Genomic DNA, 12,458 nt, shown 5'->3' with positions numbered 1-12,458 from the left:
CGGTACCGGGCATTCGGGTGCGCGCGGCATGGGCTGGGCAGCGCCGGATTCCTAGGCTCGAATCGTCGGGGACGCACCCATGCCGACCGGCTCGAACAGGAGGAATCGACTGCTCATGAACCCATTTCGGCGCAATTCCGGAAAGGCCGCCCTTTCGGCCGTCGTGGTCGGCGCGGTGCTCGCGGCGGCCGCGTGTGGCGGTGAGACGTCGGTGGCAAGGCCGGACGACTCGCCCAAAACCGCTCCGCCCGCCATTGCCGCCGCGATGGATCAGGTGGTGCGGAACGGGTTTCCCGGTGTCCAGGTGGTCATCGACGGGCCAGGCGGGCATCGCACCTTCACCGCGGGTGTCGGCGATGTAAGCACCCGCGCTCCGTTCCCCGACGACGCGCGGGTCCGGATCGGCAGCAACACAAAGACGTTCGTCGCGACGGTGGTTTTGCAGCTGGTGTCCGAGGGCAAGGCCGACCTGGATGCCCCGATCGAGCGCTACCTGCCCGGCGTGGTGCAGGGCAATGGCAACGACGGCAACCGGATCACGGTGCGCCAGCTGTTGCAGCACACCAGCGGCCTGCCGGATTACCTGGGGCGTGGCAATGGCAACGGCATCGACCGAGAGCATGCCGAGCAGTTGAATCCGGAGGAGGAAGCGCTGCGCTGGCAGCACTTCGAGATGGCCGATCTGGTCCGCAATGCGATGACGATGCCGCCGAACTTCGAACCCGGCGCGAAATCGGTCTACACCAATACCAACTATCTGCTGCTCGGCCTGTTGATCGAGCGGGTGACCGGTCACTCGGCCGCCGACGAGATCCAACGCCGGATCATCGAGCCGCTCGGCCTGCGGGACACCTACGTGCCCGCCGCCCGCGAATCGACCATCCGTGGCCCGCATGTCCGTGGCTATCACGTAAGAGACGGCAAGCCGGTCGATTTCACCGACTTCGACCCGTCGTGGGCGGGCACCGCGGGCGATATGGTCGCCACCGGCGCCGATCTGAACCGGTTCTTCGCCGCGCTGCTGGCCGGAAAGCTCTTGCCGTCCGCGCAATTGGCCGAAATGAAGCGCACCGTGCCGTTCGACCGTGGGCCGGGCGCGGGTTACGGGCTCGGCCTCATCCACCAGCCCGTGCCGTGCGACAAAGAGGTGTGGGGGCATGGCGGCAGCATCCCCGGCTTCGAGACACGCAACGGCGTGACGGCCGATGGCACCGCGGTGACCGTCACGGTGAACCAGCTGCCGACTTCCGAGCAAGCCTCCGACGTGGTCGAAGGTCTGCTCGACGCCGCCCTGTGCACCCCGTGATCGGCCGGCGCGCGGCTATCCAGTACCGCTCCGATTTCGGGTGCGGCCGAACCACATCGGAGGGATGACAGTGAAACGCACAAGAGGGCTCACGGCGGCGTTGGCCGGCATCACCGGCCTGGTGGCCTGTGCCGGTCTGGTTGGCTGTGCCGGGCCCGAGGCCAACGCGAACACGGAAACACCTGCGCTGGAGCGCTTCTACAGCCAGCAGCTGGACTGGAAGGCGTGCGGAGAGCCCAAGCTCGACGAGGCAGGCGCGCAGTGCGCCGATGTCACCGTGCCACTCGACTACGCCGAGCCGCAGGGACCAACACTCACGGTGGCGATCTCGCGGATAGCCGCCGATCCCGCGCGGAAGCACGGCGTCATGCTGTCCAACTCCGGCGGGCCGGGCGGTGCGGGTCTCGACTTCATGGTCGATGTCGGCAAGGCGATGACGCCCGACGTGCGCGCTCGCTATGACCTGATCGGCATGGATCCGCGCGGCGTCGGGCGCTCCTCCCCCGTCGACTGCCACTGGCCGCGCGGCATCGGGCTGCACTCGGCGGGCGTCGACGCGACGAGCTTCGCGGAATCCGTTGCGATGCAAGGCGACCTGGCCGCCCGCTGCGCGACGACCGAAGCGGCCCGGCTGCCGTACATCACGACCCGCAACACCGCGCGGGACATGGATGTGATCCGCGGCATTTTCGGCGTGGACCGGATCAGTTACTACGGCACCTCATACGGCACCTATCTGGGTGCGGTGTACACCCAGATGTTCCCCGAGCGCAGCGATCGGTTCGTACTGGACAGCGCCGCGGATCCGGACCAGTACGGCGTGGTGGGGATGATGCAGGCGATGGGACCGGCCAATGAGGCCGCCCTCGACCTGTGGGCGGATTGGGTGGCGGCTCGCGACGGCGAGTACCACTTCGGCTCCACCCGCGCCCAGGTCCGCGACACCGTCCATGGCCTGATCCGCCGGGCCGCGGACAAGCCGATCCGGTTGGGCGAGTATGAGATCGACGATCACTGGCTGCCCATGGTGCTGTTCGTCGGGTTGGACTCCCCGGACCAGTACGAGATGCTCGCCGGTCAGGTGCGCAAGATCGCCGACGCCGCCGATGGGAAACCCGTCGAGGTCGACGAGACGTTGGATGCCACGCTCGGCTTCGCGTTGCGGGCACGACCGAGGGACAATTCGTCACAGATGGCCATCATGTGCGGCGATGTCGCCGCGCCGCGGGATCCCCAATTCTATTGGCGCAACATCGAAGCGGCCCGTGCCGACCAACCGGTGTTCGGCGCGTTGGCCAACAACATCACGCCGTGCGCGTTCTGGGCGCCGCCCGCCGAACCCCTTACGGTAGTGCGCAATTCGGTGCCCGCCCTGATCGTGCAGTCCACCGGTGACACCCGCACCGCCTACCAGGGTGCGGTCGCCATGCACAACGACCTGAGCGCGTCCCGAATGGTCACCCTTGAGGATGTGGCCATCCACTGGATATTCGGGCGCTACCAGAACAGCTGCGTGTACTCGGCGGTGAACACCTACTTCCGCGACGGCACCCTGCCCGCCACGGATATCACCTGCCAGGCAGACTGACCCGGAACCGCGTGTGCAGGCCTGAGCCCCAACGGGTTCAGGCCTTCACGCGTTCAGATAGGCGAGCACCGCGAGTACCCGGCGGTGCCCGACATCCTCGGTGGACAGGCCGAGCTTGGCGAAGATGCTCCGAATGTGTTTGTGCACAGCGCCTTCGCTGACCACCAGCCGCTCGGCGATGGTCGCGTTGTTGTGGCCCTCGGCCATCAGCGCGAGCACCTCACGCTCGCGGGCGGTCAGCGCGGCCATCGGATCATCGGCCTTGCGTCGCACCAGCAGTTGCGAGATCACCTCGGGGTCCATCGCGGTGCCACCCGCGGCGACCCGGCGCAGCGAATCCAGGAAACGGTCCACCTTGCCGACCCGTTCCTTGAGCAGATAGCCGACACCGCCCGCGCCGTCGCCGAGCAGTTCGGCGGCGTAGCTGTCCTCCACCCACGACGACAACACCAGCACCGGCAGGCCGGGATGCAGCTTGCGGGCGCTGACAGCCGCGCGCAACCCGTCGTCGGTGAAGGTCGGCGGCAGCCGGACATCAACGACGATCGCGTCGGGCCGGTCGGCGGCCACCGCCGCGAGGAAGTCGTCCGCGTTGTCCACGGCGGCGACCACCTCGATACCCGCGGTGCTCAGCAACAGCACCAGCCCCTCCCGCAGGAGGGCGTCGTCCTCGGCGATCATGACCCGCACGGCAACTCCACCCGCAATACAGTAGGGCCACCAGGCGGGCTGGTCAGCATCATCCTGCCGTCCAGCGCCTCGGCCCGGCGGCGGATACCGGCCAGGCCGCCGCCGTAGGTCTCCACGGCGCCGCCGACGCCGTCGTCGCGGATCTCGATCGTCAACAGCTCGGGCGCCCCGCCGAGCACCAGCGAGATGCCCTCGGCGCGGGAATGCTTGGTGGCGTTGGTGAGTGCCTCGGTGATGACGAAGTAGGCCGCCGCCTCCACCGCGGCGGGTCGCCTGCCCACCTCGCTGAGGTCGAGCACACACGGGATCGGATTACGGGCGGCGACCGCCGTGATCGCGCTCGCCAGGCCGCGATCGGAGAGCACCGGCGGATACACGTTGCGCACCACATCGCGCAGTTCGGCCAGTGCGTCGGTCGCGGTGTCCTGGGCCTTGCGCACCAGCCGCTGCGCCGTTTCCGGATCCTGGTCGTGCAGTTGGTCGGCCAGCCCGAGTTGCATGATCACCGCCGCCAGCCGCGCCTGCGCGCCATCGTGCAGGTCACGCTCGATCCGGCGCAGCTCCGCACCGTGTGCGTCCAATGCGGCGGCCCTGGTCGCGGTGAGCGCCGCGACCCGGTCGGCTAGCCGGACTCCCTTGGGCGGCTGGAGCAAAGCCCGGGCCGCCAGCGCCTGCCAGCGCGCGGCCACCGGAATTTGCAGCGACACCAGCGCGACGGGGAACGCGATGACGAAGCTGAGCGCCGCCATGGGCCACGAGTCGACCGTGAACCCGTAACTGCTGAACTCCTGCCCCGGCGGCAGATACTGCCAAAATGCGGGGAGCGTCAGCTGAACGAGTGCGCTCACCGGCAGCGCGACGGCGAAGATCGCGATATAGATCCCGGTCAGAGCGTGTGCGACCAGCCAGCCGAAGTCGCGGCGGTTCGCCGGATCGGTGAACACCGTCGCGACCCGCTGCCGCAGCCCACCAGTGAACGGTTGATAGGCCTCCTCGATCGGTTCACCGAGTAACCGTGCGGCCCTGCGCCGATCGAACGACACCAACGGCCGGACCAATCGGACCGCCTCGGGCAGCGCGGGTATCCCCACCCCGATCAGACAGAACGCGCCGACGAGCAGCAGCACGACCACCGCGAACAGCGCGAGCACCGAGGTCACGCCGCCGACCACCAGGTAGCCGAGCGCACCCGGTAGGCGCCACAACTTGTCGCGCGCGGATCGCAAAGCCACCATCACCCTGGTCATGGTGTCAGAACAGCATGCGTCCGCAGCGTGCGGTGCCCACCGGGCCCGAAGCGGTCGTCGCCCCGGGCCCGGCCGGACCGAATTCGCTCACGCCGAACCGGAGCCGTCCGTCGATCTACCGGACGCACGGTCGCCGGGATCACTGCCGTTCCGTGGGCTCACCGCCTCACCACCGCCGAGCAGCAAACCGGTCTGGTCCAGCACGTGCGCTCCGGATTTCGGCTCGTCGGACGCTTCGGCCGCTTCGGCGTTGGCCGCCTCGATGCCGCCGGTCAACCGCAGCGGCACCTCGCGCCAGAACAGCACCAGGATCAGCGCGAGCAGCGCGACACCGGTGGCCGACAGGAACACGGTGGACATGGAGTCCGCGAAGCCGACCTTGAACGGGCGGGCCAGGTCCGGGCTCAGCTGCTGGATGATCGAGCTGTCCTTCAGCACCTGTCCGGCAGCCGAAGTGTCCTGCGCGAGCAGGCCTTTCGCCAAGGCGGCGTCGGTGGGGTTGCTGCTGCGCGCGCCCTCGACCACCGCGTGCTGGAACTGCGGATCGGTTGCGGCGCTGCGCATCTCCTCGGAGATGTTCGGGGTGAGTTGCGCGAACAGGATCGAGAGGAACACCGCGACACCGAGCGTGCCGCCGATCTGCCGGAAGAAGGTGGCGGCCGCGGTGGACACGCCCATGTCCTTGGGCGGCAACGCGTTCTGCAGCGCCAGCGTGAGCGGCTGCATCAGGTTGCCGAGCCCGAAACCGGTGCACGCCATGAAGATCATCGCGAGCCACAGCGGGCTGTCGGCGTTGAGAAAGTGCAGCAGGAACAAGCCGAGCGTCAGCATGCTCGCGCCGATGATCGTGAAGGTGCGATAGCGGCCGGTCCGCGCGATCAGCTGGCCGGACACCACCGAACCGGTCATCAGCCCGAGCACCATCGGCAGCATCTGCAAGCCCGCCAGCGTGGGGCTCGCCCCACGCACCACCTGCAGGTACTGCGGCAGCAGCGAGATGCCGCCGAACATTCCGGCACCGACAACGAACGAGATCACCACGCCGAGCGCGAAGGTCCGGTTCTTGAAGATGCGCAGCGGGATCAGCGCGGCATCCCGCAGCGCCTTCTCGACGAAGACGAATCCGATGATGCCCGCCACCCCGATCACATAGCAGGCAATGGAACGCCCACTGGCCCAGCCCCATTCGCGTCCCTGCTCGGCGACAATGAGCAGCGGGACGAGTCCGATCGCCAACACGAGCACACCCCACCAGTCGACCCGGTCGGTGGAATGCGGCCGCTTCGGCAGCTTCAGCACCCGGTACACCACCGCGAGCGCGATCAGGCCGATCGGCACGTTCACCAGGAACACCCAGCGCCAGCCGCTGACACCGAGAATCGTCTCCTGCCCGGCGAGCACGCCGCCGAGCACCGGGCCGATCACACTGGAGGTGCCGAACACGGCGAGGAAGTAACCCTGGTACTTCGCGCGCTCTCGCGGCCCGACGATATCGCCGAGAATGGTCAGCGCCAGCGACATCAGTCCGCCCGCGCCGATGCCCTGGACGGCCCGGAACGCCGCCAGCTGATACATCGATTGGGCCAGCGTGCACAGCAGCGAGCCGACGATGAAGATCGCGATCGCCAGCATGAAGAACTGCTTGCGGCCGAACATGTCGGACAACTTGCCGTACAGCGGCGTCGCCAGCGTGGCGGTGATCAGGTAGGCGGTGGTCGCCCACGCCTGCATCGAGTAGCCGTTGAGATCGTCGGCGATGGTGCGGATCGCGGTGGACACGATGGTCTGGTCGAGCGCGGCGAGCAGCATGCCGAGCATCAATCCGCTCAGGATCACCAGGATCTGGCGGTGGCTGAACGCGGGGGGCGCTGCGACGGTCTCCGATGTCGTCACGACCGCGCCTCGTCGCCGGTCGTGGTGCCGATGGTTCGCTCGCTGCGTTCAGTCACGTGTCGTTCTCCGTCCCAGTAAAGGTCTCATCCCAGTTGCGGCGCATCGCGGCGATCATCTCCGGCCTGGTGCGCTCGAAGTCGTCGACGAACCGCCGGAGCAGCTCGGCGAAGTCGGCCCTGGACTGTGGCGCCCAGTCGGCCATCACCCGGGTCAGGTTCTCGTTGCGGCGCCTGCGGATCTGTTCGGCGATGGCCCGGCCGCGGTCGGTGACGACGAGTACGGTGGCCCGGCCGTCCGCCGGGTCGGCCTGTCGCTCGACCAATTGCCGGCCGACCAACTGCGCCACCTGGCGGCTGACCGTCGACGCGTCCGCGTGCAATGCGCCCGCGAGCGCGCCCGATCGCATCGGTCCGTCGCAGCACAGCCGCAACAGTGCGCCGAATGCGGCGGGATCGAGGCCGTCCTTGGTCCAGGTGCCGATCTGGGCCGCCGTGCGGTCGCGAATCCGCTGCAATCGAGTGAGCTGCACCGCGATCGTGTCGATCGTTTCGTCGTCCACACCCTCATCCTTGCTTGCATCAATCAATTAGTTGTGCGATGCAAGTATGCGGACGAGCCTGGTACTGGGGCAAGCGGTAAACGACGCTTTACTCGCCCTTGAACTCCGGGGCGCGCTTCTCGAACACCGCTTTGAGCGCCTCGGTGAGGTCCTCCGACGGCAGGAACGCGGCATTCCAGGCGGACACATAGCGCAGTCCGGCGGCCACCTCGTCCTTGCGCCGTTGATCGAGCACGTCCTTTACACCCTGCACCACCAGCGGCGGGTTCGCGGCGATCTCGCGTGCCGTGGCGTGTGCGGCATCGAGCGCCGCGTCCTGGTCCTCGAACACGTCGTTGACCAGGCCGATCTTCTCGGCTCGCACGGCGTCGATGTCCTTGGCGGTGTAGGCGAGCTCGCGCAACTGGCCCTCGCCGATGATGCCGGGCAGCCGGTGCAGCGACCCGATGTCGGCGACGATGGCGACCTTCGCCTCGCGCAGACTGAACTTGGCGTCGGCGCTCGCGTAGCGGATGTCCGCGGCGGCGATCAGGTCGAGCCCGCCACCGATGCACCAGCCGGAAATCGCGGCGATCACCGGCTTGCGGCTGTCCGCCACCGCGGTCACCGCCGCCTGCATCTTGCGGACCTCGGTCAGGAACTCGGTGCGCGGCGCGGCCAGCGCCCGGTCTCCCATCAGCGGACCGAACGTGCCGCTCATCGCGGGCAGATCGAGGCCGTAGGAGAAGTGCTTGCCCGAGCCGGTCAGCACGATCGCGCGCACCTCGGGGTCGGCGTCCAGCGCCTGGAAGATCTCCGGCAGCTCGCGCCAGAAATCGGGGCCCATCGCGTTGCCCTTGCCGGGACCCGTCAGGGTCACCTGCGCGACGTAGTCCTTGGTTTCGACGGTAAAAGCCTGCCAATCAGTCATCTGACCAGCGTAGAGGTGTCTACTTCGCGGCGCTCACAAGGCTGCCGGGAGGCCGCCGACCGATGGTGACCCGGCATGTAAATCCTTCGCAAAATTGATGCGGCGCACTGGTTCCGGCCGAGCTGTCGAGCGGATCATTAATCGAGTCAGCAAACCTCAATTCATCGGCTCGGAGGCCATCATGCTGATGCATCAGGGAATCGGCCTTGATCGGTTCAACCAAATCTCGCGCGCCCGTGCGATACACGCGCTCTTCGACTGCTGCTGCAATGTCACCTGGGCCGCCAAGCTCGCCGACGCCCGACCCTATCCGGATCGGGACGCGCTGCTGGCCAAGGCCGATGTCGAACTGCTCGCGTTGTCCCAGGCGGATCTCGATCGAGCACTCGAAGTAGTTGTGCACGAACCGGTCTCGGGGAGCAGGGTGACCGAGCTGGCACACGTCACACGCGCCAGGATCGCACGAATGCTCGGGCCGAGCGAGGGGTATCCGGAATACTGACGCATTCGCCGAGTAGCCGGGCGCACCACCCGCAATCGCTCTACTCTGGTGACATGCGCAGGTCGACATTGCCACCGATCGCCTGCCGAGTCGCGGACACCCTCATCGCCCGAGGGCATCACGGTGTCATCGTGACCCAGCCGGCACCGACGCCCACTGTCGCGGATGCCGCGCGAACGCTCGGGGTCGACGTGGGTGCCATCACCACCTCGCTGGTGTTCCTGTTGGACGAGGATCCGGTGCTGCTGCTGGTTTCCGGCGCGCACGAGGTGGACCTCGAGTCCACCGGAAAGCGGCTGGAAGGGACGCTGACCATGGCCCCCGCCGACCTGGTTCGCGAGGTGACCGGGCAGCCGATCAACGGTGTCGCACCGGTCGGTCACCCCACCAACCTGCCCACCTGGGTGGACACCGCGCTGTCCCGTCATCGCGAGGTGTGGGCCGCAGGTGGGCACCCGAACACGGTGTTCCGCACCTCTTTTCAAGAACTGGTGCGGATCACCGCCGGTCTGCCGATCGACGTCGACTGAATCACGCGAGCCCGCCGCTCCGCGTATTCAGGCCAGACCTAGGTGTCGCAACAGTGACGTCGGCGACCGGCGGAATCAATTTTCCGCAGGCGACGCGATCACCCGTCGCAGCCGACCACGGCGTAGTTTCGGACGTGTGACCGAAGCACAACGGCCCGCCACGGATTTCCAGATCCCCGACGATCTGAGCGGCATCACCGCCGAGCAGTTCCGCGCCTCGATGCGCCACTATCCCGCCGGTGTCACCGTCGTCACGCTGGACTCACCGCAGGGCCCGATCGGTTTCACCGCGACCTCGTTCGCGTCCCTGTCGCTGGCGCCCCCGCTCGTCTCCTTCAACATCTCGCACACCTCGTCCAGTCTGGCGGCGCTGGTCGATGCCGACTCCGTGGTCATCCACTTCCTCGGCGAACACCAGCACGACCTGGCCCAGCGCTTCGCCCGCACCGCCGAGAACCGCTTCACCGACCGCTCGCTGTGGACCACCCTCGACACCGGCGAACCAGTTCTGCACGGCACCCCCATCTGGGTCCGCGCCACCATCCACCAACTCATCCCCATCGGCGACCACACCCTGGTCGTAGGCCTGGTGACCCGAGTCCACGACAACACCAACGAAACCCCCACCGCCGCCCCCCTCCTCTACTACAACGGCCAATACCACCGCCCCACCAAACTCGGCGACTAAACCCCCTGCGAGCCCCGACTCAGCCGACAAGGCAGGGCGCGGCGCCGGTCGGGGCTTGGGAAGTGAACGGCCGGGTCTCGGGGGTGGGGTTCCAGAGGCCGTTGGTGCTGGCGTAGTTCCAGGTGGGGCCGGTGTGGACGAGGGTGGCTACGGCCTGGACGAGGCGGTCGATGTCGGCCGAGGTGGTGCCGAGGCCGATGCTGGCGCGCAGGGCACCGTCGAGCTCGAGGCGGGCGAGCAAGGGGTGGGCGCAGAAACGGCCGTCGCGGACGCCGATGCCGTGTTCAGCGGACAGGTAGGCGGCGACGTGGCCGGGGACGAAACCGTCCAGGGTGAAAGCGACGATGCCGACGGTGTCGGGGGCGTCGGTCCAGATGCGGAGCAACCGCACGCCGGGGATGGCGGCGAGACCGGCGCGGAGCCGGTCGGCGAGGTGATGTTCGTGAGTGGCGAGGGTGTCGGCGTCGATCTCACAGAGCGCGTCACAGGCGGCGGCGAGTGCGGCGGCCCCGAGCACGTTCGGCGAACCGCCCTCGTGCCGCTGCGGTGCGGGCGCCCACTCCGCGCCGGAGGTGGTGACCTCGCGGACCGCGCCGCCACCGGCGAGGTACGGCTCCGCGTTGTCCAGCCAATCCCGGCGACCGACGAGCACGCCGGCACCGAACGGCGCGTACAACTTGTGCCCGGAAAATGCGACATAGTCGATACCCGTGTCGCGCAAGCTGATTCGCCGATGCGGCGCGAGCTGCGCGGCATCGACCAGGATGCGTGCCCCGCACTGGTGGGCGATGGTAGCGAGGCGCTCCAACGGCAACACCTCGCCGGTGACATTGGACGCGCCGGTCACCGCCAGCAGCGCGGCGGGCTTGCTGCACAACTCGGCGACCAAGCGGCCGATGGTCTCCTCGACGGTGGCACCGGCCTGGACCACCCGGCGGCCGTGCCTGGTCCATGGCAGGAAGTTGGCGTGATGTTCGATGTCGAGCACCACGGTGTCGCCCGGCACGCAGGAGGCGAGCAGGTTCAGCGAATCGGTGGTGTTGCGAGTGAACACCACCACCTGGTCGTCGGCCGCGTCGAGGAAGCGGCTCACCGAACCACGGGCAGCCTCGTAGCACTCGGTGGAGATCCGCGAGGCATAGCCGGCGCCGCGGTGCACGCTCGCGTAGAACGGCAACAACTGCTGCACCCGGTCGGTGACCTGGGCCAATGCGGGTGCGCTCGCGGCGTAGTCGAAGTTTGCGTAGGTGGTCGTCCCGCCCTGGACGAGCGGCACCTGAAGGTCATCGCCGGACACCCGAGCAAGAGCGGCACAGTTACGATCCACAACAACAGTCATCAGATAAATCCCATCGGCTCTGGGACCCGCAATCAGATGATTCGTCGAGTCCGCGCTTGCCGCACCCGGTCGGGCGTCGGCCTGGTCGTCACCCGGAGCACCCCACCGCGGAGGAGGGTTGCCGACCAGCAAGCCGGGGCTGAACGCTGGTACTCATGACCTGACCCGAGATTGGCAGAAACAGCCCGACCCTGTCAACTGTGTCGTCGGCGTGGCCGCGGCGCGTAGTGGTCGGGTTGGGCGGGCGGGGCGGAAATGCGTTGCTTATTCGGGGGTTCTGGGATCACATTGCGGGGTGTCGGTTTCCCTGCTGCTCAGCTTTATCGGGGTGTGCGTCCTGCTGTCGATCACGCCTGGGCCGGATTCGTTCCTGGTGCTGCGATTCTCGCTGGTGGACGCGCGACCGGGGATCGCCGCCGCGATCGGGTCGGCACTGGGCGGCATTCTGTGGGCGGTGGTGGTCGCGGCCGGTGTCGCGGCGCTGCTGGAGCAGTCGGCGACGGCTTACCGCGTGCTCAAGGTGGTGGGTGGAATCTACTTGGTGTACTTGGGTGTTCGCGCGCTGCTCGACCAACGGCGGCAGCGGCGGGCTGCGCGGGAAGCCGGCGACTCCGACGGCCTGGCGCACACCGGCACGGGCACCCGTACCTCGGTTCGCTCGGCGTTCACCGCGGGGATCGTCTCGTGCATGTTCAACCCGAAGGTCGGCCTGTTCTATCTCGCCGTGCTACCCCAGTTCCTCACCGAGGTCACCTTCGTCAACACCCTCGCGCTCGGCGCCATCGAATCGCTCATCGCCGCGGTAGAGATGGTGATCCTGGCCTTGGTCGCCTCCCGCGCGGTCGCGCTGCTGCGCCGCCCGAAGATCCGGGAACGGCTGGAACAGGCCAGCGCCGCCATCCTGGCCACCCTCGGCATCGGCACCGCCGCCTCAGCGGCCTGAATCCCACCGCCGCGGCGGTGCTCGAAACGCCCTGAGCTGCAATATCACCGGGGCGATGAGCGGAATCACAACAGGGCGAACCCACCGACCCAGCGACTATCTGGCGAACCTGCCGCGGAACCCGCCCACCAGGCCTTGCTTCGGCGCGCCCGCAAGAAATCGCCACGACCTGCAACGACTCGGCCCGCGTTCGGGAGCCCCGCAACCGCGCCGGTGAACAACAAACGTCGACAACCCCGAGTACCGTGGACAACTGGTCACCA

The 12,458-nt window shown here is 67.9% G+C and carries 11 protein-coding genes, 1 pseudogene and 1 riboswitch; of the genes and pseudogenes, 6 read left to right on the top strand and 6 right to left on the bottom strand.

The genetic code is table 11. The features are described from left to right. Window positions 1-115: 115 nt before the first annotated feature. Window positions 116-1,306 carry a serine hydrolase domain-containing protein gene (locus KV110_RS02570; protein WP_246634318.1) on the top strand — a complete coding sequence of 397 codons (1,191 nt, stop codon included), beginning with the start codon at window positions 116-118 and terminating at the stop codon, window positions 1,304-1,306. A gap of 64 nt (window positions 1,307-1,370) precedes the next feature. After that, window positions 1,371-2,894 carry an alpha/beta fold hydrolase gene (locus KV110_RS02565; protein ID WP_246634317.1) on the top strand — a complete coding sequence of 508 codons (1,524 nt, stop codon included), beginning with the start codon at window positions 1,371-1,373 and terminating at the stop codon, window positions 2,892-2,894. A gap of 45 nt (window positions 2,895-2,939) precedes the next feature. Here the strand turns inward: KV110_RS02565 and KV110_RS02560 are convergent, their stop codons facing one another. From KV110_RS02560 to KV110_RS02540, 5 genes and pseudogenes are all read right to left on the bottom strand, one after another. Then, window positions 2,940-3,584: a response regulator gene (locus KV110_RS02560; protein WP_218472955.1), complete on the bottom strand. Its 645-nt coding sequence runs from the start codon at window positions 3,582-3,584 to the stop codon at window positions 2,940-2,942. Further along, on the bottom strand, window positions 3,572-4,831 hold the full coding sequence (locus KV110_RS02555; protein ID WP_246634316.1) for a sensor histidine kinase: 1,260 nt from the start codon (window positions 4,829-4,831) through the stop codon (window positions 3,572-3,574). Before KV110_RS02555 ends, KV110_RS02560 begins: the two co-directional genes overlap by 13 nt. A gap of 87 nt (window positions 4,832-4,918) precedes the next feature. Further along, window positions 4,919-6,754: pseudogene (locus KV110_RS02550) on the bottom strand (MDR family MFS transporter); the annotation flags it as partial. 22 nt (window positions 6,755-6,776) lie between these two features. Beyond that, window positions 6,777-7,283, bottom strand: a complete 507-nt coding sequence (locus KV110_RS02545) for a MarR family winged helix-turn-helix transcriptional regulator (protein ID WP_218472951.1) — start codon at window positions 7,281-7,283, stop codon at window positions 6,777-6,779. 88 nt (window positions 7,284-7,371) lie between these two features. Further along, entirely contained in the window at window positions 7,372-8,193 is an 822-nt protein-coding gene (locus KV110_RS02540) for a crotonase/enoyl-CoA hydratase family protein (protein ID WP_218472949.1), read from the bottom strand. Window positions 8,194-8,374: 181 nt separating this feature from the next. Between KV110_RS02540 and KV110_RS02535 the strand changes: the two genes are divergently transcribed. The 3 genes from KV110_RS02535 to KV110_RS02525 all read left to right on the top strand — a co-directional run bounded on the left by KV110_RS02535 (window position 8,375) and on the right by KV110_RS02525 (window position 9,913). Beyond that, window positions 8,375-8,695, top strand: a complete 321-nt coding sequence (locus KV110_RS02535) for a 2-oxo-4-hydroxy-4-carboxy-5-ureidoimidazoline decarboxylase (protein ID WP_218472947.1) — start codon at window positions 8,375-8,377, stop codon at window positions 8,693-8,695. Window positions 8,696-8,748: 53 nt separating this feature from the next. Next, complete coding sequence (locus tag KV110_RS02530) at window positions 8,749-9,225, top strand: YbaK/EbsC family protein (RefSeq protein ID WP_218472946.1); 477 nt, start codon at window positions 8,749-8,751, stop codon at window positions 9,223-9,225. A gap of 136 nt (window positions 9,226-9,361) precedes the next feature. Continuing rightward, window positions 9,362-9,913, top strand: a complete 552-nt coding sequence (locus KV110_RS02525) for a flavin reductase family protein (RefSeq protein ID WP_343224165.1) — start codon at window positions 9,362-9,364, stop codon at window positions 9,911-9,913. A gap of 19 nt (window positions 9,914-9,932) precedes the next feature. Here KV110_RS02525 and KV110_RS02520 read toward each other — a convergent pair whose 3' ends face one another. After that, the gene (locus KV110_RS02520; protein WP_218472944.1) at window positions 9,933-11,252 is read right to left on the bottom strand and encodes an aminotransferase class V-fold PLP-dependent enzyme; all 1,320 of its coding nucleotides are present in this window, start codon (window positions 11,250-11,252) and stop codon (window positions 9,933-9,935) included. 47 nt (window positions 11,253-11,299) lie between these two features. After that, window positions 11,300-11,413, bottom strand: a riboswitch (SAM riboswitch). A gap of 134 nt (window positions 11,414-11,547) precedes the next feature. Here KV110_RS02520 and KV110_RS02515 point away from each other — a divergent pair. Further along, window positions 11,548-12,195 (top strand): LysE family translocator, encoded by a 648-nt coding sequence (locus KV110_RS02515; RefSeq protein WP_218472942.1) that lies wholly within the window; start codon window positions 11,548-11,550, stop codon window positions 12,193-12,195. The last annotated feature ends 263 nt before the right edge of the window (window positions 12,196-12,458 follow it).

It is taken from the genome of Nocardia iowensis, assembly GCF_019222765.1.
In the GTDB taxonomy this organism is placed as follows: Bacteria; Actinomycetota; Actinomycetes; order Mycobacteriales; family Mycobacteriaceae; genus Nocardia; species Nocardia iowensis.
This window is presented reverse-complemented; position numbering and strand designations above follow the sequence as displayed.

Coding starts and splice junctions, on each gene's coding strand:
- KV110_RS02530 (WP_218472946.1), top strand. CDS start 8,749: ATGCGCAGGTCGACATTGCCACCGATCGCCTGCCGAGTCGCGGACACC.
- KV110_RS02565 (WP_246634317.1), top strand. CDS start 1,371: ATGACAGTGAAACGCACAAGAGGGCTCACGGCGGCGTTGGCCGGCATC.
- KV110_RS02535 (WP_218472947.1), top strand. CDS start 8,375: ATGCTGATGCATCAGGGAATCGGCCTTGATCGGTTCAACCAAATCTCG.
- KV110_RS02570 (WP_246634318.1), top strand. CDS start 116: ATGAACCCATTTCGGCGCAATTCCGGAAAGGCCGCCCTTTCGGCCGTC.
- KV110_RS02555 (WP_246634316.1), bottom strand. CDS start 4,831: ATGACCAGGGTGATGGTGGCTTTGCGATCCGCGCGCGACAAGTTGTGG.
- KV110_RS02540 (WP_218472949.1), bottom strand. CDS start 8,193: ATGACTGATTGGCAGGCTTTTACCGTCGAAACCAAGGACTACGTCGCG.
- KV110_RS02520 (WP_218472944.1), bottom strand. CDS start 11,252: ATGACTGTTGTTGTGGATCGTAACTGTGCCGCTCTTGCTCGGGTGTCC.